The sequence below is a fragment of the Acidiphilium sp. 20-67-58 genome, from assembly GCF_002255515.1.
Lineage (GTDB): Bacteria > Pseudomonadota > Alphaproteobacteria > Acetobacterales > Acetobacteraceae > Acidiphilium.
Map to the genome: position 1 here is coordinate 18,795 of NZ_NCAS01000005.1, position 25,583 is coordinate 44,377.

Below are 25,583 nucleotides of genomic sequence, written 5' to 3' on the forward strand. Positions count from 1 at the left end.
GGGCGGCGATAGTCTGGCGGCCGCCATAGGGCGGCCGCGACTGACGCCGCTTCCGCCGCCCCCTTGTTTCAGGCGGCGTCCAGATCCTTCATCGTCTGCACGATGCGGCTGACCATGCCGTAGGCGATCGCCTCGTCGGCACCCATCCAGTAATTGCGGTCGGTGTCCTTTTCGACGCGGGCATAGTCCTGACCGGTCTCGCGGGCGATGATGCGGTTGATCCGCTCGCGCATCTTGATGATCTCGCGGGCCTCGATGTCGATATCGGTGGCCGGGCCGCGCACGCCGCCCATCGGCTGGTGCAGCAGGAAGCGGGTGTTGGGCAGGCAGAAGCGGCGGTCCTTGTGGCCGGCGAGATAGATCAGCGCGCCGGCGCTGGCGACCCAGCCGGTGCCGATGATGCGGACCGGGGCGGTGGCGTCGACGAAGCGGATCACGTCGTGGATCGTGTCGCCGCTCTCGACATGGCCGCCGGGGGAGTTCACGAAAACGTCGATCGGCTCGTCGCTCGCGCCGGCGAGAGCGAGGAGCTGGCCGGTGACGGCGCGGGCGATGCGGTCGTGGATCTCGCCAAAGATCAAGACCTTGCGCTGCTTGAACAGACGGTTCTCAAGCTCGCCGCCGCGGGAAGCGCGGGCGGTTTCCGGCGTTTCGGTCGCCGGCGCGTCCTTTTCCGGCGCGTCCTCGTCGTCTGCGCGGGGGGCGATGCGGTTGCTGCTGTCGGGTGTCATGCCTGCTCCTCAAATCCGGTTACCTTATTGTGGTGTATGCGGCTTCCCCTGTCGAGACGACGGGCGGCGCAAGGCTGACGTCTTGACAGCGCGGCCCGCACATGGTGCGAGCTTGGCAGGCCGGCTTCGCGATTGTGGCATAATTGCCGCTTTGTAAGGATACGGTGCGACACAATATTTCCGAACATGGGGGGCCAGGATGGCGCCCGGTGTTGAACGAGGGGATGGACAATATGCGTCTTGCGGTTTTGAAGGAGCGCCTGCCGGGCGAGACCCGCGTCGCCGCCGTGCCGGATTCGATCAAGAAGCTGAAGGCACTCGGGCTTGACGTGGTGATCGAGGCAGGGGCCGGCGAGCGGGCTTCGGTGTCCGACGCGGCGCTGCGCGAGGCTGGCGCGGAGATCGCGCCGGATGCGGCTTCGGCGCTCAAGGGGGCCGGGATCGTGTTCACGGTGCAGCCGCCCGGCGACGAGATTCTGGCACAGATCGAGCGCGGCGCGCTGCTGGTCGGCACGCTCGGCGCGATGGGGAACCAGGAGCGGGTGCAGGCCTATGCCAAGGCCGGCGTCGATGCCTGCTCGATGGAGCTGCTGCCGCGCATCACCCGCGCGCAGTCGATGGACGTGCTGTCGAGCCAGGCGAATCTCGCCGGGTATCGCGCCGTGATCGAGGCGGCGGAGGCGTTTCCGCGTGGCTTCGCGATGATGATGACGGCGGCCGGCACGGTGCCGCCGGCGCGCGTGTTCGTGGTGGGCGCGGGGGTTGCCGGGTTGCAGGCGATCGCCACCGCCCGCCGGCTCGGCGCCATCGTCTCGGCGACCGATGTGCGGCCGGCGGCGAAGGAGGAGATCAAGTCGCTCGGTGCCGCCTTCGTCGGCGTCGAGGACGAGGAGAGCAAGGCACAGACCGGCGCCTATGCCAAGGAGATGAGTGCGGAGTTCCGCGCCAAGCAGGCCGCGCTGATCGCCGAGACGGTGGCCAAGAACGACATCGTGATCTGCACCGCGCTGGTGATGGGCCGCAAGGCGCCGACCATCGTCACCGCCGATGCGGTGGCGAAGATGCGCATGGGCAGCGTGATCGTGGATATCGCGGCGGATGCCGGCGGCAATTGCGAGGCGACGGTGCCGGGCGAGCGGATCGTGACGGAGAACGGCGTGATCGTGCTCGGGCACAAGAACTGGCCGTCGCGGATCGGCGTCGCCGCCAGCACGCTCTATGCGCGCAATCTCTCGACCTTCCTCACCGGGTTCTGGGACAAGGAGGCCGGGCGGCCGAAACTGCCCGCCGATGACGACATCGTGAAGGGCGTCCTGCTCACGCGGGATGGCGCCATCGTCCATCCGAATTTCCAGCCGCAAGCCGCCGCCTAGGAGCCACATCATGACCCCTGCACAACTCGCGGACCAGGCCGCAGCCCTGGCCCACAAGGCCACGATCCTCGCCCAGAACGCCGCCGGCTTCGCCGCCCAGGCGGCGGCGCACGCGCCGCACGGCGCGCCGCTGATCGACCTGTTCGCCATTTTCGTGATGGCGGTGTTCGTCGGCTATTACGTGATCTGGAGCGTGACCCCGGCCCTGCACTCGCCGCTGCTGGCGGTGACCAACGCCATCTCGTCGGTGATCATCGTTGGCGCCATGCTCGCGACCGGGCTGAAGGGCGGCTATGCCGCGCATGCCTTCGGCTTCATCGCGGTGCTGCTCGCCAGCGTGAACATCGTGGGCGGCTTCCTCGTGACCCAGCGCATGCTGGCCATGTTCAAGAAAAAAGCGAAGTAAGGGCGGCGCGAAAATGAATTACGCAACTGATCCCGGGATCACGCTCGCCTATCTGGTGGCGGCCGTCCTGTTCATCCTCGCCCTGCGCGGGCTTTCGCATCCCGAGACCGCGCGGCGCGGCAACCTGCTCGGCATGGCCGGCATGGCGATCGCCGCGCTGGCAACGCTGGCGCATCCGGCGATGCTGCTCTCGGGCGTGGGTCTCATCGTGCTCGGCGTCGTCCTCGGCGGCGCGATCGGCGCCGTGGTGGCGCGGCGGGTCAACATGACCGCGCTGCCGCAGCTCGTCGCCGCGTTCCACTCGCTGGTGGGTCTTGCCGCCGTGTTCGTCGCCGCCTCGGCGCTGAACGCGCCGCAGAGCTTCGGTATCGGCACGCCGGGGCACCTGCATCTCGAAAGCCTGATCGAGATGTCGCTCGGCCTGTCGATCGGTGCGGTCACCTTCACCGGCGCGGTCATCGCGTTTGCCAAGCTCCAGGCGCTGATGAGCGGCGCGCCGATCAACTTCCCCGGCCAGCACAAGCTCAATCTCGGCCTCGGCATCCTGCTCGTGGTGCTGATCATCGCCTTCGTCGCCTCGGGCGGCTCGCAGGTGCTGTTCTGGATCATCGCGGCGCTGGCGCTGGCGCTCGGCGTGCTGCTGATCATCCCGATCGGCGGTGCGGACATGCCGGTGGTGATCTCGATGCTGAACTCCTATTCCGGCTGGGCGGCCGCGGGCATCGGCTTCACCATCAGCAATATCGCGCTGATCGTGACCGGCGCGCTGGTCGGCTCGTCGGGTGCGATTCTCTCCTACATCATGTGCAAGGGGATGAACCGCTCGATCATCAACGTGCTGCTCGGCGGCTTCGGCACCGATGCCGCCGCTGCCGCGGGCCCCGCGGGGGCTGCCGGCGACAAGGCGGTGAAGATCGGCTCGGCCGAGGATGCGAGCTTCATCATGAGCAACGCCTCGAAGGTGATCATCGTGCCGGGCTACGGCATGGCGGTGGCCCAGGCGCAGCACGCGGTGCGCGAGATGTCCGACCTGCTGAAGGGCGCGGGCGTCGAGGTGAAATACGCGATCCATCCGGTTGCCGGCCGCATGCCGGGGCACATGAACGTGCTGCTCGCCGAGGCGCAGGTGCCGTATGACGAGGTGTTCGAGCTCGAGGAGATCAACAACGAGTTCTCGACCGCCGACGTGGTCTATGTGATCGGCGCCAATGACGTGACCAACCCGGCGGCGAAGACCAATTCGGCGAGCCCGATCTATGGCATGCCGATCCTCGAGGTCGACAAGGCGAAGACGGTGCTGTTCGTCAAGCGCTCGATGGCCTCGGGTTATGCCGGCGTCGACAACGAGCTGTTCTTCCGCGACAACACGATGATGCTGTTCGGCGACGCGAAGAAGATGACCGAGGAGATCGTGCAGTCGCTCGGCAAGTAAGCCGGGCGAAGGCGGAGCGATCCGGCGGCGGGGCCACTGGCTCCGCCGCTTTCGTTTGGGGGGTGTTCTTGCCAGCGGCGGGAAATTCGGCCATAGGCGGGGGAGGTAAGGCCGTCGCGCTGCGAGTTTCGCACCGCGGCGCGTTTTTCGTTGATGGAGCGGGTTGCGATGTTTGACGCCCTGTCGGGCAAGCTCGGGGATGTTTTCGACCGGTTGCGCCGGCGCGGCGCGCTGTCCGAAAGCGATGTGATCGAGGCGATGCGGGATATCCGCCTCGCGTTGCTCGAAGCCGACGTCGCTTTGCCGGTGGTGCGGGATTTCATCGCCAAGGTGCGGTTGCAGGCGGTGGGCGCGGACGTGCTGCGGGCGGTCTCGCCGGGGCAGCAGGTCGTCAAGATCGTCAATGACGCGCTGGTCGACGCGCTCGGCGGCGAGGGGGCGGTGCCGCTCAACCTCAACGCGGCATCACCGATCCCGTTCCTGATGGTCGGGTTGCAGGGGTCGGGCAAGACCACGACCTCGGGCAAGATCGCGCTCCTGCTCAAGGAGAAGCAGCGCAAGAAGGTGCTGCTGGCGAGCCTCGATACCCAGCGCCCGGCGGCGCAGCTCCAGCTCGCGCAGCTGGCCGAGCGCGCCGGGGTGGCGAGCCTGCCGATCGTGCCGGGGGAGATTCCGGTAGAGATCGCGCGGCGGGCGATGGAGACCGGGCGGCGCGAAGTGTTCGACGTCGTCATCCTCGATACCGCCGGGCGGCTCGCGATCGACCAGGCGCTGATGGACGAGGTCAAGGCGATCCGCGACGTGACGGCGCCGGCGGAGACGCTGCTGGTGGTCGACGCGATGACCGGCCAGGACGCGCTCGCCACGGCGACGGCCTTCAACGAGGCGGTGAGCGTCACCGGCATCGTCATGACAAGGCTCGATGGCGACGCGCGCGGCGGCGCCGCGCTGTCGATGCGGGCGGTGACGGGCGCGCCGATCAAGCTGATGGGCATGGGCGAGAAGCTCGATGCGCTGGAGTCGTTCCATCCCGAGCGCATCGCCGGGCGCATCCTCGGCATGGGCGACATTGTCAGCCTGGTCGAGAAGGCGGCGGAAAACGTCGACCAGCAGAAGGCCGAACAGCTCGCCAAGAAGATGGCGCGCGGCAAGTTCGACCTCGAGGATTATGCCGAGCAGCTCAAGCAGATCACCAAGATGGGGTCGCTGTCGGGGATCATGGGCATGCTGCCCGGCGTGGGGAAGATCAAGCAGCAGCTCGCCGAGGCGGATCTCGACACTTCGATCCTGAAGCGGCAGGCGGCGATCATCGCCTCGATGACCAAGGCCGAGCGGGCCAATCCGGACATCATGAAGGCGAGCCGGAAAAAGCGCGTGGCGGCGGGCTCGGGCACCTCGGTGCAGGAGGTCAACCGGCTGCTCAAGCAGTTCGAGCAGATGAAGGACATGATGAAGCGGGCGCAGAAGCTGGGCCAGAAGGGCCTCGCGCGCGGCGGGCTGGCCGCGCTGCTGCCGCAGGGAGGCGGGCGCCGCCCGTTCTGAGATCGCGGGTGCTTGCCCGTTTCGGGATCGCGGGCTGCGGCTCGTTTTGAGACCGCGGGCTTCGGCCCTGACTGAAACCGCGGGCTTCGGCCCGGAGCGAAATAACGGGCTTCGGCCCGGACTGACACCACGGCGGCCGGGTTGGCCGCCACCGAGACTACTGACCAGGAGACAATGGAATGTCGTTGAAGATCAGACTGGCCCGCGCGGGTGCGAAGAAGCGGCCGTTCTACCATATCGTCGTCGCCGACTCGCGCAGCCCGCGCGATGGCAAGTTCATCGAGCGCATCGGCACCTACAACCCGATGCTGCCGGCCGATCACGAGGATCGCATCCGCCTCGTGACCGATCGCGTGACGCACTGGCTGAGCCAGGGCGCGCAGGCGACCGATCGCGTCGCCCGCTTCATCGGCAAGGCCGGCCTCGCGCCGATGCCGGCGTTCCGCGAGCAGCCGGTGCAGTCCGCGCCGAAGAAGAAGGCGCAGGAGCGCGCCGCCGAGCGCGCCAAGGCCGCCGAGGCCTGATCCAGCGGCCGAGCGATGGATGATCGCCTGATCCTGATGGGCGTGATCGGCCGGCCCCACGGTGTGCGCGGGGCCGTGCATGTCACCACCTATTCGCCGGACCCGGAGGGGCTGGCCGAGCTGCCGTTGCGCGATGAGCGCGGCCGGCGGGTCGGGCTCGCCTGGACCGGGGCGGGGATCGCGCGCGTCACCATCGGCGAGGGCGACGAGGCCGCCGCGATCGCCGACCGCGATGCGGCGGCGAAGCTGACCAATCTCCGGCTCTATGTGCGCCGGGCCGACCTGCCGCCGCCCGAGGATGACGACGAATTCTATTTCGCCGACCTCATCGGGCTGCACGCGGTGGGGCCGGATGGGGCCGCACTCGGCACGATCCGCGCGGTGCATGATTTCGGCGCCGGCGCGAGCATCGAACTCTCCGACGGCTCGCTGCTGCCCTTCACCCGCGCGGTGGTGCCGGAGATCGACCTGCCGGGCGGCCGCGCCGTGGTGGTGCGCCCGGCCGAGGTGGAGATGCGGGAATGAGCTTCCGCGCCACCATCATCACCCTGTTCCCCGAGATGTTTCCGGGGCCGCTCGGCCAGTCGCTGGCCGGACGCGCGCTGGAGACGGGAATCTGGGCGCTGGACTGCGTGAACCTGCGCGATTTCGGCCTCGGCCGGCATCGCGCGGTGGACGACACGCCGTTTGGCGGCGGCGCGGGCATGGTGTTGCGGCCGGACGTGCTGGACGCCGCGATCGGCCAGGCGCGGGACGGGCGGCCGCTATTGGCGCTTACCCCACGCGGCGCGCCGCTGACCCAGGCGCGCATCCGCCGGCTTGCCGAAGGGCCGGGTGCGGTATTGCTCTGCGGCCGGTTCGAGGGGTTCGACCAGCGCGCCCTCGATGCCAACGAGGCCGAGGAGATCAGCCTTGGCGATTTCGTGCTCTCGGGCGGCGAGATCGCGGCGCTCGCGCTGCTCGATGCGACCATCCGCCTGCTGCCGGGCGTGATGGGGGCGGCGGAGAGCGCCGAGGAGGAGAGCTTCTCGGAGGACACGCTGCTCGAATATCCGCATTACACCCGCCCTGCCGTGTGGCAGGGGCGGGCGGTGCCGGAGGCGCTGCTCTCCGGCCATCATGCCGCCATCGCCGCCTGGCGCCGCGCCGAGGCCGAGGCCGTGACCAGGCGGCGCAGACCAGATCTATGGGCCCGGCACATTGCCAGCCAGCCGGCTCTTCCGTAAATGAACTCCCCCGAAAGGATGCCAGACATGAACGTGATCCAGACCATCGACGCCGAGCAGATCGGCAAGCTCGCGGAAGCCCGCGCCGTGCCGGACTTCAAGCCGGGCGACAATCTCCGCGTCTCGGTCCGGGTGACCGAGGGTGAGCGCACCCGTATCCAGGCGTTCGAGGGCGTGTGCATCGCGCGGTCGAATCGCGGCATCAACTCGAACTTCACCGTGCGGAAGATTTCGTATGGCGAGGGCGTCGAGCGCGTGTTCCCGCTCTATTCGCCGAACGTGACCGAGATCGCCGTCACCCGCCGGGGCGTGGTGCGTCGGGCGAAGCTGTATTACCTGCGCGGCCGCCGCGGCAAGTCCGCCCGCATCGCCGAGGCCGCGCGCGAGACCAACGCCGGCTGATACGCGCCGGGGGAGCGCCAGGGGGCCACACACCCCCTGCCATCCCCGCCGGGCGGCGCGCCGCCCGCGCAGCACGGTTTCGGCCGGAGGGGCATCACGCGGGCGCCTCTGCGTCTGCCGTCCGATGCCGCTCTGACTGAAACCCCCAAGGTGTCAGGGCCCGCACGCTCATGCCTTGTGCGGAGCGGATTTCCGGCCCGTGCCGACACCTGGAGCATCAATATGATAGAGCACGACATCCGATCCAATCGGATCGGAACGTGCTCTAGACCCGGAGGACGCACGCATGGCTTCGACATTGTTCGACAAGATCTGGGCGGCGCATGTCGTCGATCGCATGCCCGACGGCACGGCGGTTCTCTATATCGACCGGCATCTCGTCCATGAGGTGACCAGCCCGCAGGCCTTCGAGGGGCTGCGGATGGCCGGGCGCAAGGTGCGGCGGGTGGATGCGACCATCGCGGTCGCCGATCACAACGTGCCGACCGAGGACCGTGCCGCCGGCATCGCCGAGCCGGAGAGCGCGTTGCAGGTCGCCACCCTCGAACAGAATGTCGCCGCCTTCGGCGTGCCCTATATCCCGGTGACCGACGCGCGGCAGGGCATCGTTCACGTGATCGGGCCGGAGCAGGGGATTTCGCTGCCGGGGATGACGATCGTCTGCGGCGATTCCCACACCTCGACCCATGGCGCGATGGGCGCGCTGGCCTTCGGCATCGGCACCTCCGAGGTCGAGCATGTGCTGGCGACGCAGACTCTGTTGCAGAAGCCGGCGAAGAACATGCTGGTGCGGGTGGATGGCACGCTGCCGCCGGGCTGCTCGGCCAAGGACATCGTGCTGGCGATCATCGGCGAGATCGGCACCGCCGGCGGCAACGGGCATGTGATCGAATATGCCGGCGCGGCGATCCGCGCGCTCGACATGGCCGGGCGGATGACCGTCTGCAACATGTCGATCGAGGCGGGGGCGCGGGCCGGGCTGATCGCGCCGGACGAGACGACGTTCGCGTATGTGCGCGGCCGGCCCTACGCGCCGAAGGGCGAGGCGCTGGAGCGGGCGATCGAATACTGGAAGACGCTCGTCTCCGACGAGGGCGCGCAGTACGACCGGGTGGTGACGATCGATGCGTCCGCCCTCGTGCCGCAGGTGACCTGGGGGACCAGCCCGGAGACGGTGGTGCCGATCACCGGCCATGTGCCCGACCCCGCGGCCGAGCCGGATGCCGGCCGCCGGGCGCAGATGGAGCGGATGTTGCACTACATGGATCTCGCACCGGGGCAGGCGCTGAAGGGCACGAAGATCGACGCCGTGTTCATCGGCTCCTGCACCAATTCGCGGATCGAGGATTTGCGGGTGGCCGCCGGGATCGTGCGGGGCAGGCGGGTCGCCGGCCATGTGCGGGCCATGGTGGTGCCGGGCTCCGGCCTGGTGAAGGCGCAGGCCGAAGCCGAGGGCCTCGCCCAGGTGTTTCTCGATGCCGGGTTCGAATGGCGCGAGGCGGGGTGTTCGATGTGCCTCGGCATGAACCCCGACAAGCTGAAGCCCGGCGAGCGCTGCGCCAGCACCTCGAACCGGAATTTCGAGGGCCGGCAGGGGCCGGGCGGACGCACGCATCTGGTGTCGCCGGCGATGGCGGCGGCCTCGGCGATTACCGGCGCGCTCGCCGATCCACGGGAGATGGCATGATGGACAGGTTCGAACGGCTGGAGGCGGTCGCCGCCCCGCTCAGGATGGCGAATGTCGATACCGACAAGATCATCCCGGCGCGCTTCCTCAAGACGATCAAGCGCTCGGGGCTTGGCAAGCACGCCTTCGCCGGGCTGCGCTACAACGAGGATGGCAGCGAGAACCCGGATTTCGTGCTGAACCGCGAGCCCTACCGGCAGGCGCATATCCTTGTCGCCGGGGAGAATTTCGGCTGCGGCTCGTCGCGCGAGCACGCGCCCTGGGCGCTGCTGGATTTCGGCATCCGCTGCGTGATCGCGCCGAGCTTCGCCGACATTTTCTTCAACAACTGTTTCAAGAACGGCATCCTGCCGATCGTGCTGCCGCGCGAACAATGCGAGGCGCTGATGGAGGATGCGGAATCGGGGGCGAATGCGCGGATCATCGTCGATCTCGCGGCGCAGACCGTCTCGCGGCCGGATGGCGAGGCCTATGGTTTCGAGATCGATCCGTTCCGCAAGCGCTGCCTGCTGGAGGGGCTCGACGATATCGGCCTGACGCTGGAGAAGGCGCCCTCGATCGACGCTTATGAGGCGAAGCTGGACGGCGCGGCCTGGCGGCCGCGGATCGAGACCGTCTGATCCGCCTGCCCGACCGGTGATACGCCGCACAGACCCCAAGGGAGAGACGACCATGATTGCGAACCGGAAATTGCTGCTCCTGCCGGGGGACGGCATCGGCCCCGAGGTGATGGCCGAAGCCCGCCGGGTGATCGACTGGCTGGCGCGCAGCGGCCGGGCGCGGTTCGAACTCGCCGAGGATCTCGTCGGCGGCGCCTCGATCGAGGTGACGGGCAAGCCGATCACCGCACCGGTGATCGGGCGGGCGCTGGAGGCGGATGCCGTGCTGTTCGGCGCCGTGGGCGGGCCGCAATGGGACAACCAGCCTTTCGACAACCGGCCGGAACTCGCCATTCTCGAATTGCGCAAGCAGCTTGGCCTGTTCGCCAATCTGCGCCCGGCGCCGGTGTTCGATGCGCTGATCGACGCGAGCCCGCTGAAGCCCGAGATCGTGCGCGGGCTCGATATCATGATCGTCCGGGAATCGACGGGCGGGATCTATTTCGGCGAGCCGCGCGGGGTCGAGACCCTGCCGGATGGCACCAAGCGCGGGATCAATACCGAGGTCTACACCACGCCGGAGATCGAGCGGGTGGCGCGGGTCGCTTTCGAGCTGGCGCGCAAGCGGCAGGGGCGGCTGACCAGCGTGGAGAAGGCGAACGTGATGGAATCCGGCCTGCTCTGGCGGCAGACGGTTGCGGCCCTCGGGGCGGCGGAATATCCGGACGTGCAGCTCTCGCACATGTATGCCGATAATTGCGCGATGCAGCTGGCGAAGAATCCGCGCCAGTTCGACGTGATCGTGACCGGCAACCTGTTCGGCGACCTGCTCTCCGACCTCGCCTCGATGCTGACCGGCTCGCTCGGGATGCTGCCCTCGGCGACGCTCGGCGCGCCGGATGCGGCGGGACGGCGGCATGCACTCTACGAGCCGATCCACGGTTCGGCGCCGGATATCGCAGGCAAGGGCATCGCCAATCCGCTGGCGCAGATCCTGAGCCTCGCGATGCTGCTGCGCTATTCCTTCGACATGCAGGACGATGCGGCGGCGATCGAGGCGGCGGTGTCCAGCGTGCTGGCGAGCGGCATGCGCACCGCGGATATCGAGCAGAAGGGCACGGCGCGGATCGGCACCCGCACGATGGGCGACGCGGTGCTGCGCGAGCTGGACCGCATCGGCGGCTGAAGCAAGATCCGGTCCTTCTGGATCGGAGAGTGTTCCAGGATCGGACCATGGAAAGGGGCGGCAGGAGATATCCTGCCGCCCCTTTTTCATGCCGTGCGCGTGCTGATAACCTGAGCATCCTGATCCGATCAGATGTCACCATCCGATCGGATCAGGCGCCAGTCAGTCGCCGGCCGCGGTGCGCGCGCTGATCGGCATGCGCGAGCGGGGGAGGATCGCCGGCTGGCGGATCGGCAGCGCGTGGAGCGTCTTGCCGGGAAGGGCGGCGATGACCGAGACCGAGACCGAGGCGAGATAGGGCAGGGACTGGGTCAGCAGCACCAGGCACCAGAGGCGGCATTCCGGGGTTGCCCAGTGATGGCTGAAGCCGACGCCGAGCAGCGCGCCCCAGGTGAGGGCGAGCAGGACCAGCTCTTCGCGCACCATGAACAGGCCCTGCACCAGAGCGGGGGCGTTTTCCATCTTGGCGGTGCGGATGAAGGGCAGGCGGTCGGTGAACAGGCCCTTCCAGACCGCCTTGCCGATGCTGTGCGAGAGCGCGAGGCCGGCGACGGCAGCCCCCAGCCGGTCCGCCCGGCCGCAGGGCACGCGGGCGGCGTAGAGCGCGAAGATCTGCACGATCTTGAAGGCGAACAGGCCGATCGAGGGCAGCATGAACAGGATGATCGGGAATTCGAAGCGCACCGGGTCGAGGATCAGCCCGGCCGACCAGGCGAGGCCGAGCAGCACGAAGGCAAGGCCCAGCGCATCGCCGATCCAGGGCAGCCAGCCGGTGACGAAGTGCCAGCGCTGGCCGATCGTCAGCGTGCGGTCGAACGGCGAGAGGAACGCCTTCCAGTGCTCGCGGGAAATCCGCATCGCGCCATAGGCCCAGCGGTAGCGCTGCTTGCGGAAGGCGTTGAAATCGTCCGGCATCACGCCGCGGCCGAAGCTGCGCTTGGAATAGACCGCCTCGAACCCCTTGCGGAACAGGCGCAGGCCAAGCTCGCTGTCTTCGGTGATGCACCATTCGGCCCAGCCGCCCTCGGCATCGAGCGCCGCCTTGCGGATCAGCGTCATCGTGCCGTGCTGGATGACGGCGTTGCGCTCGTTGCGGTTGACCATGCCGATATGGAAGAAGCCGGCATATTCCCAGAACATCATCCGCTTGAAGAGCGAGCCGTCATTGTCGCGGTAGTCCTGCGGCGACTGGGTGAAGCCCACTTTCGGGTCGGCGAAGGCGGGGACCATGCAGCGCAGCCAGTCGGGATCGACGATGTAGTCGGAGTCGATGACGCCGATGATCTCGGCGTCCGGCGCGGTTTCGCGCAGGGCGAAGTTCAGCGCGCCCGCCTTGTAGCCGGGATACTGGCCGAGGGTGAAGAAGCGGAACTGCTCGCCGAGCCGCGCGCAATGGGCGGCGACCGGCTCCCACACCGCGGGGTCCTTGGTGTTGTTGTCGATCACCAGCACCTCGAAATTCCCGTAGTCGAGGGCGGCGAGGGCGTTGAGCGTCTGCTTCACCATCTCGGGCGGCTCGTTGCAGATGGCGACGTGCAGCGAGACCTTGGGCAGTTTCGTGCCCTGGGGGGCGGGCACCGGCTCGTAATGGCGCAGCCGCACCCGGCCGAACAGGGTTTCCACCAGGTCGAAACTGTCGGCGACGAGCAGGACGAGCAGCAGCGCCTGGCCGGCGGCGAGCGTTGCCCAGACGGCGGCGGCGGACCAGGAGAGGTAGGTCTCGCCCATCGTCATCAGCAGCGCGGCGAGGGCGGCGCCGAAGCCCTGCACGAGGCCGGCGAACAGGAGCTTGCCCTGCCAGCGCAGATCGGGGCGGGTGCGGAGCATCAGCAGGGTGAGCAGGGCGCCGAGCAGGGTGGAGCCGAGCGCCCAGGCGAGCCAGGCGCGGTTCTGCTGCACCGGGCCGGAGAGCGACCATTTGGCCTGGCGGTTGAGCGACCACATGCCCCAATAGCCGGCGGCGCGGCCCTCGAAGCTGGTTTTCCAGGGCTGGTCGAACGCTTCCATCACGAAATAGTCGAGATGCTGCTTCTGCGCGATGTTGAAGAAGTCGCGCAGGAAGCGCGCCTGCAGGACGCGCGAGGCGCGGGCGGCGCCGATATCGATGCCGTCCGACGGCCAGCCGATCTCGCCGATGACGACCTTCTTGCCGGGGAAGCGTTTCTCGACCTCGTGCAGCCGCATCAGCGCGTAGTTCACCGCGTCCTTTTCCGGAACGCCCTCCCAGTAGGGGAGGAGATGCACGGTGATGAAATCGACCGATTTCGCAAGCTCGGGGTGGTGCAGCCAGACATGCCAGGGCTCGGCGGTGGAGACCGGCACGTGCACGCGCTGCTTGACGTATCGGATGTCGGCGGCGAGTTCGGGCACGGTGAGGTTGCGGCGCAGGATTACCTCGTTGCCGACCATGACGGACTTCACGTCGGCATTGGCGTTGGCGATCTTGACGACCTTCTTCAGCTCGGCCTCGTTGGCCTTGGTGTGCTGGTCGAGCCAGGCGCCGAGGGTGACGTTGAGGTGGTAGGGCGCGGCGAGGGCGGGGATCTGGCCGAGATCGCCCTCGACCGTGTAGGTGCGGATGTCGTGCGTGTGTTTCGCGACGAGGGCGAGGTCGCTGCGGATCTGGGCGACCGAGGGATAGACGCCGCTCTGCGGGCTCTGCCCGGCGCGGAAGGGCGAGAAGGCGAAGCCGCCGATCTCGCCGCGATAGGCGGGAATGTTGGTGGCCGGACGGTTGAGCATGGCCCATATGCCGAAGGCGGCAGCGCCGGTGGCGATGGCGGCGAGCCAGGCGCCGGCATGGCGCCATCCGCCGGCATTGCGGTGCGGGCTGGTGCGAGGCGGCAGGGGGCTGATCCGTGCGAGATGCGTCATGACCGATCGTCCGTTTGACCCGCGGAAAAAGTCCGCGTTGGGACGGGTTGTGATGGCGCAGTGCGGCAGCGCGTCGGCTGGAATATGGCCAAAGAAAGGCGTGTGGTTCGCGCCGCGCGTGTCGGCTATGCTGCGTTGGGGGAGATCGTTGCGGGGATAGCACCGGTTTTCCTTTCACCGGAACTGAAGGATCGCATGCACGTTATTGTTCTGGTTATAGTCTTGACCTTGCTGATCCTGCTGAACGCGGGATTCGCGCTGGCGGAGATGGCGCTGGTCTCGTCGCGCAAGGCGGCGCTGGCGCTGTTCGCGCGCAAGGGCGTGAGCGGTGCGGCGCGGGCCCGCGCGCTGGCGGAGACGCCGGAGCGTTTTCTGCCCACCGTCCAGGTCGGGATCACCGCGATCAGTGTGCTGACCGGCGTGGTGGGCGGCGCGCAGCTTGCCCAGTCGCTGGCGCCGGCGATCGCGCTGATCCGCCCGCTGGCGCCGCTGGCCAATACGCTGGCGCTGGCGATCACGGTAGTGGGGGTGACGCTGCTGACGCTGGTGTTCGGCGAGCTGGTGCCCAAGCAGCTGGCGCTGCGCAATGCCGAGCGGATCGCCTGTCTCGTCGCCTGGCCGATCGACATGTTCGCCCGCGCCGCCGCCCCGCTGGTCTGGCTGCTGGGCGTGACGTCGGATCTCGTGTTGCGGCTGTTCGGGCCGGTCGATCCGCATCGGCGGGCGATCAGCGAGGAGGAGCTGAAGGCGATCCTCGCCGAGGGGACCGAATCCGGCATGCTGGAATACGAGGAGCGGGACATGATGGAGCGGGTGATGCGGCTGGCCGACAAGCCGGTGCGCGCGATCATGACGCCGCGGCAGGACATCGCCTGGCTCGACCGGACGGCGCCGCGCGGGCAGGTGATCTCGGCGCTGAAGGCGGCGCCGCATTCGCGCTTCGTGGTCTGCGACCGCAGCATCGACAACGTGGTCGGCATCGTCCAGGCCAAGGACATTCTCGACCGGATGCTGGATGGCAAGGACATCTCGATCGCCACCGCGCTGCGCCAGCCGCTGGCGGTGCCGGACGCGGTCTCCGCGCTGGATGCGCTGGAGCGGCTGAAATCGGACCCGCTCGGGGTGGCGTTCGTGCTCGACGAGTATGGCAGTTTCGAGGGGATGGTGACGGTGGGCGACCTGCTGGAGGCGATCGTCGGTGATGTCGAGGAGGCGGCGTATGGCGAGGTCGGCGAGCCGGAGCCGGACCGCTACGAGCTGGACGGGCTGGAGCCGATCGACGAGGTGGCGCACCGGTTCGGGCTGGAGAACCTGCCGGCGCAGGGCTCGTATCACACGCTCGGGGGGTTCCTGCTGGCGCTGCTCAAGCGGGTGCCGCGGCAGGGCGACGCCATCGCCTATGGCGGCTGGCGGTTCGAGGTGCTGGGGATGAACGGACGGCGGGTCGAGCATGTCCGGATCAGCCGGGACCCGACAGCGGCGCCGTAGAGCACTTTCCGATCCTTTCGGATCGGACGTTGCTCTGAAATCCAGAATTTTAGAAGTTTGTTAAGGGCGCCGTGATAGGCTGATCGTCGGGGTCGTGGTGACGACCCTGCCTGGCGAAAGGAGCCCTGCCGATGTCGTCCGATCCTGTCATGTCGCCTGGCCACGCGGGTCGGGGAGCGCGGTTCGCATGATCGTCTGGGCGCTCGTCGTCGCGCTCGTCGCGGCGGGGGCGGTCGCGGTCGTGGGGCGGATGTGTACCGCGCGGATCGCGCGGCTCGCCGCCGCACTGCATGCGGTGGCACAGCACGCCGCCGAGGTGCAGCGGGACATGACGGCGCAGAACGGGCTCGACCGCAATATCGACGCGCTGCGGGCCCGGCTGGCCGAGCTGGGCGAGCCGCGGATCGAGGGGGAGTGCCTCTGGTTCGGCGACTACCGGATCAATGGCGATGACAATATCGTCGACGACATCAAGGCGCGGTTCGGCGGCACGGTGACGATCTTCATGCGCGACCTGCGGGTGGCGACCAATGTGCAGAAGCCGGAGGGCGGCCGCGCGGTCGGCACCAGGCTGGCGCCGGGGCCGATCCATGACGCGGTGCTGGGCAAGGGCATCACCTATCGCGGCGAGGCCGAGATTCTGGGCGAGAGATATTTCTCCATCTATGAGCCGGTGATCGCCGATCACGAGACGATCGCGGTCATTTATGTCGGCGTGAAGAAGCTCGCGGTGACGCAGGATCAGGCAAAGCGCCGGGCGGGGAGCTTCGCGCGCATGCGGGCCGACATCGAGGCGCTGAAGACGGTTCTCACCGCGCAGGTGACGACCGCGGGCGAGGCCGTCGCGCAGCGGCAGGAAGCCGACGATATCCGTCGCGCGCTCGATGCCGAGCGGGTGGACCGCGCCCGGCAGCAGGCGCAGGCGATCGCCGCACTCGGAGACGGGCTCGAACGCCTGGCCAGCGGCGACCTGCTGTTCCAGCTCAGCCGTCCGCTCGCCGCCGAGTATGAAAAGCTGCGCCACGATTTCAACGGCGCGATCCTGCAACTGCACGACGTGATGGCGATGATCGCGCGCAATGCCGATGCCGTGCGCTCGGGGGCGCATGAAATCACCGCCGCTTCCGACGATCTGGCGCGGCGGACCGAGCAGCAGGCGGCGACGCTGGAGCAGACCTCGGCGGCGCTGGAGCAGATCACCGCGACGGTGCGGCGCACCGCCGAGGGCACCAGCGCGGCGAAGAGGCTGATGGGGGATGCGCGGTCGGAAACCGATCACTCCGACGAGATCGTCCGCAAGGCGGTGCAGGCGATGGGCGCGATCGAGGCGTCGTCGCGCGAGATCGGGCAGATCAGCGGGCTGATCGACGAGATCGCGTTCCAGACCAACCTGCTCGCCCTCAATGCCGGGGTCGAGGCGGCGCGGGCGGGCGATGCGGGCCGCGGCTTCGCGGTGGTCGCCACCGAGGTGCGCGCCCTCGCCCAGCGCTCGGCGGCGGCGGCGCGGGAAATCCAGGGGCTGATCGCCACCTCCGATCGGGAAGTGTCGGCCGGCGTGCAGCTCGTGGGCGAGACCGGCTCGGCCTTGCAGCGCATCGCCAGGCAGGTTTCGGCGCTCGATGGGCTGGTCGCCGAGATCGCCGCGTCGTCGCAGGAACAATCCACCGGGCTTGCCGAGGTCAATCTCGCGGTCAACCAGATGGACCAGGTGACGCAGCAGAACGCGGCGATGGTGGAGGAAACCACGGCGGCGAGCCATGGCATGTCGTCCGAGGCGGCATCGCTGACCGAATTGCTGGGTCAGTTCAGCATCGCCGCGGATGCGAACGTGAAGCGTCTGCCGGCACGCGCGGCCTGAGCCGGGCGGCCCGGCGCGGCAGCACCCGGCCCGGCAGGACGCGGCCGGCAGCGCTCAGGCGTGGATCAGCGTGCCGATGCCGCCTTCGGTGAACAATTCGAGCAGGCAGGCATGGGGGACGCGGCCATCGACGATGGTGGCGCCCTTCACGCCATGGCGGACGGCGTCGATGCAGGTTTCGACCTTGGGGATCATGCCGCCGGAAATCGTGCCGTCGGCGCGCAGGGCCTCGATTTCGGAGATCGACAGGTCGGGGATCAGCGTGCCGTTGCGGTCGAGCACGCCGGCGACATCGGTCAGCATCAGCAGGCGGTTGGCGCCGAGCGCGCCGGCGATGGCGCCCGCGACCGTATCGGCGTTGATGTTGTAGGTCGCACCGTCCTCGCCGACGCCGACGGGGGCGACGACGGGGATGAGCCCCGCGCCGGTGAGCGCGTGGATCACCCGGACATCGACATGTTCCGGCTCGCCGACGAAGCCGAGATCGAGCGCGCGCTCGATCGCGCCCTCGGGGTCGCGCGTCGTCCGGGTCAGCTTGCGCGCACGGATCAGCCCGCCATCCTTGCCGCAGATGCCGACGGCCAGCGCGCCGGCCCGGTTGATCAGCCCGGCGACCATCTTGTTCACCGTGCCGGCGAGAACCATCTCGACCACCTCGACCATCGCCGCGTCGGTGACGCGCAGGCCATCGACGAAGGTGGACTGGATCGCCAGCCGCTTGAGCATGGCGTTGATCTGCGGCCCGCCGCCATGCACCACCACGGGGTTGATGCCGACCTGCTTGAGCAGGGCGATATCGCGCCCGAATTCCTCGGCGAGCGAGTCCTCGCCCATCGCGTGGCCGCCATATTTCACCACGATCGTCGCCCCGGCATAGCGGCGCAGATAGGGCAGAGCCAGGGCAACGATGCGGGCCTGTTCGGCGGCGTCGGCGTGGCGGTCGGAAATCGTCATGACGGCAGGATCTTCCCTTGCTGTTCCGGCGGTCCAGAGCGTCGTCCGGTCAGATCGAGCGAGCTGGCCGGATGCTGCGCTCCAGGGCGCTTTCCGATCCTTTCGGATCGGATGATGCTCTATGAAGGCGGGCGCGGGCGGTCAAGCCAGCAGGCCGTGGATCACCGCGCGCAGCTCGGCAATGCCGGCGCCGGTTTCGCCGGAGGTGACGAACACCTCGTTCAGCGCCGCGGGGTGACGCCGGGCGATCGCCTCGATGGCGGCGCGCTTGGCGGCGAGCGCCTCGGGCTTCATCTTGTCGGCCTTGGTCAGCACGACCTGGAAGGAGACGGCCGCCTGGTCGAGCAGTTCCATCACCGCGTGGTCGGCCGGCTTGTCCTCGATCCGCGCATCCATCAGCAGCAGGACGCGGCGCAGATTGGGCCGGCCGCGCAGATAGCGGAACATCAGGCCCTGCCAGTCCCGCTTCACCGTCTTGGGGGCGGCGGCGTAGCCATAGCCGGGCATGTCGACGATGGTCAGCGGACCCTCGCCGACGCGGAAGAAGTTGAGCTGGCGCGTGCGGCCGGGCGCCTGGGCGACGCGGGCGAGGGCGAGCTGGCCGGTGATCGCGTTGATCAGCGTCGACTTGCCGACATTCGAGCGGCCGGCGAGGGCGATCTCGATGCCTTCCGGCTCGGGAAGCCTCTCGGCGGTCTGCGCGGCGTGGAAGAACCGCGCCCCGCGGGCGAAGAGCTTCCGTCCTTCCTCGACCGCGTCGATCGCGTCGGTCGGGTCGGTTGCGTCGGTCGCCTGGCTCGCCTCGGGGGTTTCGCTCGCCTCGGGGGTTTGGGGTTCGTCCATGCGCGCGCGCTCAGCCCTTGGCGTTGGCGTTGGCGGCGGCGCGGGGGGCGGCGTTGGTGCTGCGCATGATCGTCCATTGCTGGATGATCGTGAGCGTGTTGTTCACGCAGTAATACAGCACGAGGCCGGCGGCGAAGCGGCCGAGCATGAAGGTGAAGATCACCGGCATGAACTGCATCATCTTCGCCTGGGTCGGGTCCGGCGGCGGCGGGTTCAGCTTCTGCTGGCCCCACATGGTGATGCCCATGATGATCGGCAGGATGCCGAGATGCAGGAAGGGCGAGAGCGTGCTCGGGTGGAACGGGATCAGGCCGAACAGGTTGAAGATGTTGGTCGGGTCTTCGGCCGAGAGATCGTGGATCCAGAGCGCGAAGGGCGCGTGGCGCATGCCGATCGAGATGAAGATGACCTTGTAGAGCGAGAAGAAGATCGGGATCTGCGGCAGCATCGGCAGGCAGCCGGCGGCGGGGTTGACGCCCTCGGCCTTGTAGAGCGCCATGATCTCCTTCTGCTGCTGCATCTGGTCGTCCTTGTAGCGCTCGCGCAGCGCCTGGACCTTCGGCGTGATCGCGCGCATCCGCGCCATCGAGCGGTAGGAGGTGCGGACCAGCGGGAACAGCACCAGCTTCAGCCCGATGGTGAAGACGATGATCGCCACACCCATGTTGCCGAACACGCCGGCGAGATAGTCGAGCGCGATGAAGATCGGCTTGGTGAGGAAGAAGAACCAGCCGAAATCGATCGCCCGCTCGAACAGGGGGATGCGATATTGCGTTTGGTAGTGGCTGAGGATGCTGAGCACCTTGGCGCCGGCGAAGACATGCGTCGTCGCCGAGGCGGTGGCGCCGGGGGCGGCGTCGAGCGGCTTGGCGGTCATGTAGTCGACCTGATAGGCGCCGTGATCGGTCTTGCCCGGGGTTGCGAGGTAGCGATAGGCGCCGATCGACTCGCGGCCCTGGCTCGGGACCAGCGCGGTCAGCCAGTATTTGCCGGTGATGCCGGCCCAGCCGCCGAGATTGGTGGTCTGGTAGGCGGTGCCGGGCGCCTCGCCGGCATTCGGGTGCTTGCCGCCGGATTTCACCCCCTCATAGCCCATCTCGTGCAGCGTGCCGTGGAACACGCCGATCGGGCCCTTGTGCAGGGTGAAGGAGCCGGGCTCCTGCGGCAGGAAGTCGCGGCGGATGCGCGACCAGGGATAGACCTCGACCGCGGCGCCGGAGTGGTTGATGGCGCGCTGCTGGACGGTGAACATGTATTGGCGGTCGACCGCGAGGAGAAGCTCGAAGGTGACGCCCGCGCCGTTATCCCAGGAGAGGGTGACCGGGTGGCTGGGCGAGAGATCGCCGCCGGAGCTTGTCCAGACCGTCTGCGGGCCGGGCACCTTGAGGCTGCTGCCGGGGGCGGCATCCCAGCCGAACTGCACGTAATAGGATTTCGCACTGCCGGCGCGGGCGAGCAGGCGCACCAGCGGCGAGGTTTTCTGCACCGTTTCGTGATAATGGGTCAGCACCAGATCATCGAGCCGGGCGCCGACAAGGCTCATCGAGCCCTTGAGCAGCGGGGTCGAGATCGCAAGGCGCGGGCCGGAGGCGGTCGCCGCGGTCGCCGTCCCGCCGGGGGTTGCGGCCGGGGCGGCTTGCTGCGGCGCCGGCACGCCGGGTCCAGTCTGGGTCTGGGCCGTCTGGGCCGTCTGCGTCTGGGCGGTGTGGGCGACCGCGTGGGGCGGGGCCTTTTTCGGCGGCGGCAGCACGTAGCTCGCGATGACCTGGAACAGCACGAGGATCACCAGAGAGATCGAAATCGCGTAGAGAAGCCGTCGGTTATCCATTCTGTTTCATCTCGTCGTGGTGAGGGGGCGGCGGCACGGGGTCGATCCCGCCCGGGTTCCAGGGATGGCAGCGCAGGATGCGCCGCGCGGCGAGGGCGGAGCCGCGCATCGCGCCGTGAACCGCGAGGGCTTCCATCGCATAGGCGCTGCAGGAAGGATAGAAGCGGCACTGTCCGCCCAGCACCGAGGACAGGGTGAGCTGGTAGGCGCGCACGCCGCCACGCAGCAGTTTCGTCGCCGGAGTCACGGTGCTGCGGCCGGGGCGGTGAGCGGGGGGAAGGCCGTGTCCAGCACCGCGCGGAAATCGGCCCTCAGCGTGGCGAAATCGATCTCGGCGGTGCCCTTGCGGGCGATCAGCACGATATCGGCACCGCTCAGCTTGCGGGCCAGCAATTCCTCGCACGCGAGGGCTCGCAGCCGGCGCCGGGCGCGGTTGCGGATCACCGCGTTGCCGACCTTGCGGCTCGCGGTCAGGCCGAGGCGGATGGGAGCGCCGGGCGTGGTACGCAGGATTTGCACGACAAAACCGGCGCGCGCCATCTTTCGCCCATGGCTCGCAGCGCGCAGGAAATCGGCACGCTGAGGCAGGGAGTGGAGGGGCGCGGCGCGCATGATCGTGACCAGTTCCCGGCCCGGCCGCGCAGGCAGGCGCGCGGCGCCGGGCGGACGCGAGGAAAAATCAGGCGGAAAGGCGCTTCCGACCCTTGGCGCGGCGATTCGCCAGGACCTTGCGGCCGCCGACGGTTTCCATCCGCGAGCGGAAGCCATGACGACGCTTGCGGACGAGCTTGGAGGGTTGGTAGGTGCGCTTCACGGTCTCAACTCCGATGATTGCCGTAGAGGCGATTGCCGAAGGCAAACGCCGGTTGGAATTCAGGAAACAGATAGAATGCCGCAATCCGTCGGGAGCGGCTTCCTGCTGGGGGCTTTCTTTAGGCATTGTGGGGGGCGGCGTCAACAAAGCCGGCAGCAGCCGGGGATAAAGATCGTCGCCCGCTTGCCCAACCCTGCTCCGACCGTGCAGATTGAGGCGATGAAAATCCCGGCCCGAAGTGTTTGCCGAACCGCGCTCGCCCTGCAAGGGGGCGGGTCGCACGGGGCCTATGCCTGGGGCGTGCTCGACGCGCTGCTGGCAACGGGCGAGACGTTCGATGCCGTCTGCGGCGTCTCGTCCGGGGCGATCCTCGGCACGATGGCGGTGCAGGGCCTCGTCCGCGGCGGGGCGGACGGCGCGCGCGCCGCGATGGCGCAGTTCTGGGACCGCGTGGTCGCCACCAACATGCTCGCACCGCTGACCTCGCATCTCGACCGCTGGCTGCCCGGCTTCGAGGCCGGCCGCGAATTCGGCAGCAATCTCGCGATGCAGGGGATCGCCACGGTCCTCAGCCTGTTCGGCCAGGCATCGGTCAACCCGCTGGGGCAGAACCCGCTGCGCCCGATCCTCGCCGACCTGCTCGACCGCGAGGCGCTGCGCGCGCCGGCGGCGCCGCGCCTGTTCATCGCCGCGACCGCGGTGGAATCCGGCCGGCCCAGGATTTTCACCAATGACGACGTCACCGTGGACGCGCTGCTGGCTTCGTCCTGCCTGCCGACGCTGTTCCCGCCGGTGCTGATCGACGGTGTGGCGTATTGGGACGGGGCCTATTCGGGCAATCCGCCGCTCGGGCCGCTGCTGGAGCTGGCGCCGGAGCGGCTCGTGCTGATCCGCGCGCAGAGCCGGTTGCGGGCGGGGGTGCCGAGCCAGCCGGCGGATATTCTCAACCGGGTGCAGGAGCTGGCGTTCCAGACCGCGATCGACGCGGAGTGCGCGCTGCTGCCGGCGGATCTCGACTTCGTCGAATATCCCGCCGACCGGGCGCTGGCCGGGCTTTCGCCCGAATCCCGCGCCTATGCCGACCGCGCCTTTCTCGACCGGCTGTTCGAGGCCGGGCGCGCCGCCTTCCGCGCGGAGGCCGCCTGAGCGCGCTGCGCAACGTCTTCGGGCGCTGGATCGGCCATAGCCTGTCGGCGAGGCTGCTCTGGCTGACCGTGATCGTCACGCTGCTGACCGAGGTGATGATCCTGCTGCCCAGCCTCGGGCGGGAGCGCAGCGCGTGGCTGGTGAACCGGGTGACCGAGGCGCATCTGGCGGCGCTGACGGTGTCGGCGGCGCCGCACGGGGTTGTCGACCTGTCGACCCGCAACGAGTTGCTGCGGCTTTCGGGCACCGAGGCGATCCGCCTGGCGCAGGGGGGACGCAGCATCCTGGTCCTGCCGCCGCGCGGCACCGTTCACGCGGAAGGGGCGATCAACCTCGCGCATGAAACGCTGTTCGGCTCGGTGGTCCGGGCGATCGAGGTGCAGTTCGGCCTCGCGCCGCGCGACGTGCTGGTGACCGCGCCGAGCCCGCTGCAGCACGGGGTGATCGTGCAGATCGTGGTGCACAATCCGGTTCTCGCGGCGCATCTGTGGCGCTATGTCGAGCATATCGCGGCGCTGTCGGTGGCGATCGCGCTGCTGACGGGGCTGATGGTCTATCTGGTGCTCAACCGGATCCTGGTGCTGCCGATGCGGCGCCTGACCGAGAGCATCGCCCGTTTCCGCGAGGACCCGGAGCATGCGATGCCGCTGGCCGTGGCCGCGGGCGAACCGCTCAGGGGCGATGAAATCGCCATCGCCGCGCGTGAGCTCGCGACGATGCAGACCGAGCTGCGCGCGGCGCTGTGGCGCAATGCGCGGCTGGCGGCGCTGGGCACGGCGGTGGCGAAGATCAGCCACGATCTGCGAAACATTCTCTCGACCGCGCTGCTCGTCGCCGACCGGCTTTCGGGCAGCGCCGATCCCGCGATCCGCAGCGGGGCGGCGACGCTGGTCGATGCGGTCGAGCGGGCGACGGACCTCGTCACCCATACGCTCGGCTTCGCCCGCGAGGGGCCGCCGCCGCTGCTGCGGGCGGCATGTCCGCTCGCGGCGCTGGTGGGCGAGGTGGCGGGGCAGACGCGCCTGCTGCACGAGGGGCTCGCGATCGAGATCGACGTGCCGGAGGATATCGCGCCGATGCTCGACCGCACGCAGATCCAGCGCGCGCTGCTCAACCTCATGCGCAATGCCGCCGAGGCGGGGGCCGCGCGGGTCGTCGTCGTCGGCCGCATCGAGGCCGGGCAGTTGCTGATCGAGATCGGCGATGACGGGCCGGGCCTGCCGGAGCGGGCGCGGGCCAATCTGTTCCGCCCGTTTACCGGCTCCGCCCGCAGCGGCGGGACCGGGCTTGGACTGGCCATCGCGCGCGATCTGGTCCGCGCGCATGGCGGCGAGCTGTCGCTGGTGGCGACCAGCGACCTGGGCACCCTGTTCCGTCTCGCGATCCCGCTCGAGCCGGCCTGATCGCGGCGCGTCGGCTCACCCGGTCAGATGACTCTATCTGCTCGGATGATGCTCTAGAAATGGACGGGCGGGAAGCTGCGCACCAGGCTGCCGGCGACGAGTTGCCAGCCATTCACCAGCACGAAGAAGATGATCTTGAACGGCATGGAAACCGCGGTGGGCGGCAGCATCATCATGCCGAGGCTCATCAGGATCGATGAGATCACGATGTCGATGACCATGAAGGGCAGGAAGATCATGAAGCCCATCTCGAAGCCGCGGCGCAGCTCGCCGACGACGAAGCCGGGGATCAGCACGCGCCAGGGCACGTCCTGCATGTTCGCCGGGGGTTTCACATGGGCGAGGGAGAGGAAGACCCGGATGTCGGCCGGGCGGGCATTGTCGGCCAGGAAGGTGTGGAACGGCGCGGCTGCCAGTTTCAGCCCCTCGATCGTGCCGACATCGCCCTGTGTCATTGGCAGGAGGCCGACATGCCAGGATTGGGCGAAGACCGGCGCCATCACGAAATAGGTCAGGAAGAGGGCGAGGCCGATCAGCACCGAGGTCGGCGGTGTGGTTTGCGTGCCGAGCGCGGTGCGCAGCAGGCTCAGGACGATGATAATCCGCGTGAAGGCGGTCAGCATCACCAGCAGGCTCGGCGCGAGCGAGAGGATCCCGATGAGCAGGATGAGCTGCACGAGCTTCGCGGTTTCGGGCGCGCTGCCGGAGCCGAGATGGAAATCGACCGATTGCGCGCTTGCGACATGCGGGAAGACCAGCAGCGCGAGGCCGACTCCGGCCAGCGACAGCAGGGCGAGGCGGAGGAGGCGCTGCATCATGGCGCGGGGCTGCCGGGCTCGGAGGAGGGGATGAGCTGGAACTGGTCGGTCCTCGGGCCGTTCAGTACCGCGAAGCGATGCCCGCCGAGGGTGACGATCGAGAGGGTCGTGCCGCGGCCCACACGGCAGGACAGGGTCTGGCCCGGCATGCCCCAGGACGCAGCGAGGCCGGCGAGCGCCGGGCCGGAGCGCAGCTTGCGCAGGAAGAAGGCGGCAATCGCGATCAGGAGCAGAACCGCCCCGAGCGCCATGACCACGCTGCCGATTTGTGCCATGCTCATCGCATGAAGGTCTCCGGATCCGATCGACCGGTTCGTCGCCTCGCCGAATTGGGAGGGGATGCGGTCTTGGCGGTGACATGACGGTAAAAAAGTTAATTTAATATTGATTTTAGGATCTTTGCGTCCGGGAAATAAAAAAATTACCGGCGCGTTTCCTTGACTGTTCGT

The 25,583-nt window shown here is 68.5% G+C and carries 25 protein-coding genes; 15 read left to right on the top strand and 10 right to left on the bottom strand.

Features of this window, described 5'->3' with window-relative positions; translation table 11 throughout:
- Nucleotides 1–68: 68 nt before the first annotated feature.
- Nucleotides 69–731: an ATP-dependent Clp protease proteolytic subunit gene (locus tag B7Z76_RS03045; protein ID WP_291342081.1), complete on the bottom strand. Its 663-nt coding sequence runs from the start codon at nucleotides 729–731 to the stop codon at nucleotides 69–71.
- A gap of 233 nt (nucleotides 732–964) precedes the next feature.
- On the opposite strand from B7Z76_RS03045, the gene B7Z76_RS03050 reads away from it, so the two are divergent.
- The 11 genes from B7Z76_RS03050 to leuB all read left to right on the top strand — a co-directional run bounded on the left by B7Z76_RS03050 (nucleotide 965) and on the right by leuB (nucleotide 11,108).
- Nucleotides 965–2,104 (top strand): Re/Si-specific NAD(P)(+) transhydrogenase subunit alpha, encoded by a 1,140-nt coding sequence (locus tag B7Z76_RS03050; protein WP_291342083.1) that lies wholly within the window; start codon nucleotides 965–967, stop codon nucleotides 2,102–2,104.
- A gap of 10 nt (nucleotides 2,105–2,114) precedes the next feature.
- The gene (locus tag B7Z76_RS03055) at nucleotides 2,115–2,510 is read left to right on the top strand and encodes an NAD(P) transhydrogenase subunit alpha (protein ID WP_174503876.1); all 396 of its coding nucleotides are present in this window, start codon (nucleotides 2,115–2,117) and stop codon (nucleotides 2,508–2,510) included.
- Between the two features lie 13 nt (nucleotides 2,511–2,523).
- The gene (locus B7Z76_RS03060) at nucleotides 2,524–3,942 is read left to right on the top strand and encodes an NAD(P)(+) transhydrogenase (Re/Si-specific) subunit beta (RefSeq protein ID WP_174503877.1); all 1,419 of its coding nucleotides are present in this window, start codon (nucleotides 2,524–2,526) and stop codon (nucleotides 3,940–3,942) included.
- Between the two features lie 168 nt (nucleotides 3,943–4,110).
- Entirely contained in the window at nucleotides 4,111–5,484 is a 1,374-nt protein-coding gene (gene ffh, locus B7Z76_RS03065) for a signal recognition particle protein (RefSeq protein ID WP_291342086.1), read from the top strand.
- 179 nt (nucleotides 5,485–5,663) lie between these two features.
- A complete protein-coding gene (gene rpsP / locus B7Z76_RS03070; protein ID WP_007421700.1) occupies nucleotides 5,664–6,008 on the top strand; it encodes a 30S ribosomal protein S16 in 345 nt (114 codons plus the stop codon).
- Between the two features lie 15 nt (nucleotides 6,009–6,023).
- Complete coding sequence (gene rimM / locus B7Z76_RS03075; protein ID WP_291342092.1) at nucleotides 6,024–6,533, top strand: ribosome maturation factor RimM; 510 nt, start codon at nucleotides 6,024–6,026, stop codon at nucleotides 6,531–6,533.
- Nucleotides 6,530–7,234 carry a tRNA (guanosine(37)-N1)-methyltransferase TrmD gene (gene trmD / locus B7Z76_RS03080; protein WP_174503880.1) on the top strand — a complete coding sequence of 235 codons (705 nt, stop codon included), beginning with the start codon at nucleotides 6,530–6,532 and terminating at the stop codon, nucleotides 7,232–7,234. Before rimM ends, trmD begins: the two co-directional genes overlap by 4 nt.
- Before the next feature lie 27 nt (nucleotides 7,235–7,261).
- Complete coding sequence (gene rplS / locus B7Z76_RS03085) at nucleotides 7,262–7,636, top strand: 50S ribosomal protein L19 (protein ID WP_174503881.1); 375 nt, start codon at nucleotides 7,262–7,264, stop codon at nucleotides 7,634–7,636.
- A 286-nt stretch (nucleotides 7,637–7,922) separates the two neighbouring features.
- Complete coding sequence (gene leuC, locus B7Z76_RS03090; protein WP_291342094.1) at nucleotides 7,923–9,323, top strand: 3-isopropylmalate dehydratase large subunit; 1,401 nt, start codon at nucleotides 7,923–7,925, stop codon at nucleotides 9,321–9,323.
- Nucleotides 9,323–9,943 carry a 3-isopropylmalate dehydratase small subunit gene (gene leuD / locus B7Z76_RS03095; RefSeq protein WP_291342142.1) on the top strand — a complete coding sequence of 207 codons (621 nt, stop codon included), beginning with the start codon at nucleotides 9,323–9,325 and terminating at the stop codon, nucleotides 9,941–9,943. The genes leuC and leuD overlap by 1 nt, the downstream gene beginning before the upstream one ends.
- A gap of 52 nt (nucleotides 9,944–9,995) precedes the next feature.
- The gene (gene leuB / locus B7Z76_RS03100) at nucleotides 9,996–11,108 is read left to right on the top strand and encodes a 3-isopropylmalate dehydrogenase (protein ID WP_291342095.1); all 1,113 of its coding nucleotides are present in this window, start codon (nucleotides 9,996–9,998) and stop codon (nucleotides 11,106–11,108) included.
- Nucleotides 11,109–11,270: 162 nt separating this feature from the next.
- On the opposite strand, the gene B7Z76_RS03105 is transcribed toward leuB, so the two are convergent.
- Entirely contained in the window at nucleotides 11,271–13,982 is a 2,712-nt protein-coding gene (locus B7Z76_RS03105) for a glycosyltransferase (RefSeq protein ID WP_174503884.1), read from the bottom strand.
- 195 nt (nucleotides 13,983–14,177) lie between these two features.
- Here B7Z76_RS03105 and B7Z76_RS03110 point away from each other — a divergent pair, with 195 nt between their 5' ends.
- Nucleotides 14,178–15,470 carry a hemolysin family protein gene (locus B7Z76_RS03110; protein ID WP_174503885.1) on the top strand — a complete coding sequence of 431 codons (1,293 nt, stop codon included), beginning with the start codon at nucleotides 14,178–14,180 and terminating at the stop codon, nucleotides 15,468–15,470.
- Nucleotides 15,471–15,657: 187 nt separating this feature from the next.
- Nucleotides 15,658–17,328, top strand: a complete 1,671-nt coding sequence (locus B7Z76_RS03115; RefSeq protein WP_236656377.1) for a methyl-accepting chemotaxis protein — start codon at nucleotides 15,658–15,660, stop codon at nucleotides 17,326–17,328.
- A 54-nt stretch (nucleotides 17,329–17,382) separates the two neighbouring features.
- Here B7Z76_RS03115 and argB read toward each other — a convergent pair whose 3' ends face one another.
- The 6 genes from argB to rpmH all read right to left on the bottom strand — a co-directional run bounded on the left by argB (nucleotide 17,383) and on the right by rpmH (nucleotide 21,767).
- Complete coding sequence (gene argB / locus B7Z76_RS03120) at nucleotides 17,383–18,282, bottom strand: acetylglutamate kinase (protein WP_291342097.1); 900 nt, start codon at nucleotides 18,280–18,282, stop codon at nucleotides 17,383–17,385.
- Between the two features lie 141 nt (nucleotides 18,283–18,423).
- The gene (gene yihA, locus B7Z76_RS03125; protein WP_291342099.1) at nucleotides 18,424–19,125 is read right to left on the bottom strand and encodes a ribosome biogenesis GTP-binding protein YihA/YsxC; all 702 of its coding nucleotides are present in this window, start codon (nucleotides 19,123–19,125) and stop codon (nucleotides 18,424–18,426) included.
- Nucleotides 19,126–19,135: 10 nt separating this feature from the next.
- A complete protein-coding gene (gene yidC / locus B7Z76_RS03130) occupies nucleotides 19,136–20,953 on the bottom strand; it encodes a membrane protein insertase YidC (RefSeq protein WP_291342101.1) in 1,818 nt (605 codons plus the stop codon).
- Complete coding sequence (yidD, locus tag B7Z76_RS03135; protein WP_174503888.1) at nucleotides 20,946–21,200, bottom strand: membrane protein insertion efficiency factor YidD; 255 nt, start codon at nucleotides 21,198–21,200, stop codon at nucleotides 20,946–20,948. The genes yidC and yidD overlap by 8 nt, the downstream gene beginning before the upstream one ends.
- On the bottom strand, nucleotides 21,197–21,565 hold the full coding sequence (rnpA, locus tag B7Z76_RS03140; RefSeq protein WP_174503889.1) for a ribonuclease P protein component: 369 nt from the start codon (nucleotides 21,563–21,565) through the stop codon (nucleotides 21,197–21,199). The genes yidD and rnpA overlap by 4 nt, the downstream gene beginning before the upstream one ends.
- 67 nt (nucleotides 21,566–21,632) lie before the next feature.
- Nucleotides 21,633–21,767, bottom strand: coding sequence for a 50S ribosomal protein L34 (gene rpmH / locus B7Z76_RS03145; protein WP_076454639.1), 135 nt, complete (start codon nucleotides 21,765–21,767; stop codon nucleotides 21,633–21,635).
- Nucleotides 21,768–21,986: 219 nt separating this feature from the next.
- On the opposite strand from rpmH, the gene B7Z76_RS03150 reads away from it, so the two are divergent.
- Together B7Z76_RS03150 and B7Z76_RS03155 are read left to right on the top strand one after the other, a co-directional pair.
- Nucleotides 21,987–22,913 (top strand): patatin-like phospholipase family protein, encoded by a 927-nt coding sequence (locus B7Z76_RS03150; protein WP_174504873.1) that lies wholly within the window; start codon nucleotides 21,987–21,989, stop codon nucleotides 22,911–22,913.
- Between the two features lie 68 nt (nucleotides 22,914–22,981).
- Nucleotides 22,982–24,316 carry a HAMP domain-containing sensor histidine kinase gene (locus B7Z76_RS03155; protein WP_236656380.1) on the top strand — a complete coding sequence of 445 codons (1,335 nt, stop codon included), beginning with the start codon at nucleotides 22,982–22,984 and terminating at the stop codon, nucleotides 24,314–24,316.
- Nucleotides 24,317–24,369: 53 nt separating this feature from the next.
- Here B7Z76_RS03155 and fliP read toward each other — a convergent pair whose 3' ends face one another.
- Entirely contained in the window at nucleotides 24,370–25,131 is a 762-nt protein-coding gene (gene fliP, locus B7Z76_RS03160; protein ID WP_174504875.1) for a flagellar type III secretion system pore protein FliP, read from the bottom strand.
- Nucleotides 25,131–25,415 carry a hypothetical protein gene (locus tag B7Z76_RS03165; protein WP_174503890.1) on the bottom strand — a complete coding sequence of 95 codons (285 nt, stop codon included), beginning with the start codon at nucleotides 25,413–25,415 and terminating at the stop codon, nucleotides 25,131–25,133. The genes fliP and B7Z76_RS03165 overlap by 1 nt, the downstream gene beginning before the upstream one ends.
- Nucleotides 25,416–25,583 lie beyond the last annotated feature (168 nt).

Bases quoted from the DNA above. Each gene is read 5' to 3' on its own strand.
- B7Z76_RS03105 (WP_174503884.1), bottom strand. From the start codon at position 13,982: ATGACGCATCTCGCACGGATCAGCCCCCTGCCGCCTCGCACCAGCCCG.
- B7Z76_RS03110 (WP_174503885.1), top strand. From the start codon at position 14,178: ATGCACGTTATTGTTCTGGTTATAGTCTTGACCTTGCTGATCCTGCTG.
- rnpA (WP_174503889.1), bottom strand. From the start codon at position 21,565: ATGCGCGCCGCGCCCCTCCACTCCCTGCCTCAGCGTGCCGATTTCCTG.
- leuB (WP_291342095.1), top strand. From the start codon at position 9,996: ATGATTGCGAACCGGAAATTGCTGCTCCTGCCGGGGGACGGCATCGGC.
- B7Z76_RS03060 (WP_174503877.1), top strand. From the start codon at position 2,524: ATGAATTACGCAACTGATCCCGGGATCACGCTCGCCTATCTGGTGGCG.
- fliP (WP_174504875.1), bottom strand. From the start codon at position 25,131: ATGCAGCGCCTCCTCCGCCTCGCCCTGCTGTCGCTGGCCGGAGTCGGC.
- B7Z76_RS03165 (WP_174503890.1), bottom strand. From the start codon at position 25,415: ATGAGCATGGCACAAATCGGCAGCGTGGTCATGGCGCTCGGGGCGGTT.
- rimM (WP_291342092.1), top strand. From the start codon at position 6,024: ATGGATGATCGCCTGATCCTGATGGGCGTGATCGGCCGGCCCCACGGT.
- yihA (WP_291342099.1), bottom strand. From the start codon at position 19,125: ATGGACGAACCCCAAACCCCCGAGGCGAGCGAAACCCCCGAGGCGAGC.
- argB (WP_291342097.1), bottom strand. From the start codon at position 18,282: ATGACGATTTCCGACCGCCACGCCGACGCCGCCGAACAGGCCCGCATC.
- trmD (WP_174503880.1), top strand. From the start codon at position 6,530: ATGAGCTTCCGCGCCACCATCATCACCCTGTTCCCCGAGATGTTTCCG.
- yidC (WP_291342101.1), bottom strand. From the start codon at position 20,953: ATGGATAACCGACGGCTTCTCTACGCGATTTCGATCTCTCTGGTGATC.
- B7Z76_RS03045 (WP_291342081.1), bottom strand. From the start codon at position 731: ATGACACCCGACAGCAGCAACCGCATCGCCCCCCGCGCAGACGACGAG.
- rplS (WP_174503881.1), top strand. From the start codon at position 7,262: ATGAACGTGATCCAGACCATCGACGCCGAGCAGATCGGCAAGCTCGCG.
- B7Z76_RS03055 (WP_174503876.1), top strand. From the start codon at position 2,115: ATGACCCCTGCACAACTCGCGGACCAGGCCGCAGCCCTGGCCCACAAG.
- B7Z76_RS03115 (WP_236656377.1), top strand. From the start codon at position 15,658: ATGATCGTCTGGGCGCTCGTCGTCGCGCTCGTCGCGGCGGGGGCGGTC.
- B7Z76_RS03150 (WP_174504873.1), top strand. From the start codon at position 21,987: ATGAAAATCCCGGCCCGAAGTGTTTGCCGAACCGCGCTCGCCCTGCAA.
- leuD (WP_291342142.1), top strand. From the start codon at position 9,323: ATGGACAGGTTCGAACGGCTGGAGGCGGTCGCCGCCCCGCTCAGGATG.
- rpsP (WP_007421700.1), top strand. From the start codon at position 5,664: ATGTCGTTGAAGATCAGACTGGCCCGCGCGGGTGCGAAGAAGCGGCCG.
- ffh (WP_291342086.1), top strand. From the start codon at position 4,111: ATGTTTGACGCCCTGTCGGGCAAGCTCGGGGATGTTTTCGACCGGTTG.
- leuC (WP_291342094.1), top strand. From the start codon at position 7,923: ATGGCTTCGACATTGTTCGACAAGATCTGGGCGGCGCATGTCGTCGAT.
- B7Z76_RS03050 (WP_291342083.1), top strand. From the start codon at position 965: ATGCGTCTTGCGGTTTTGAAGGAGCGCCTGCCGGGCGAGACCCGCGTC.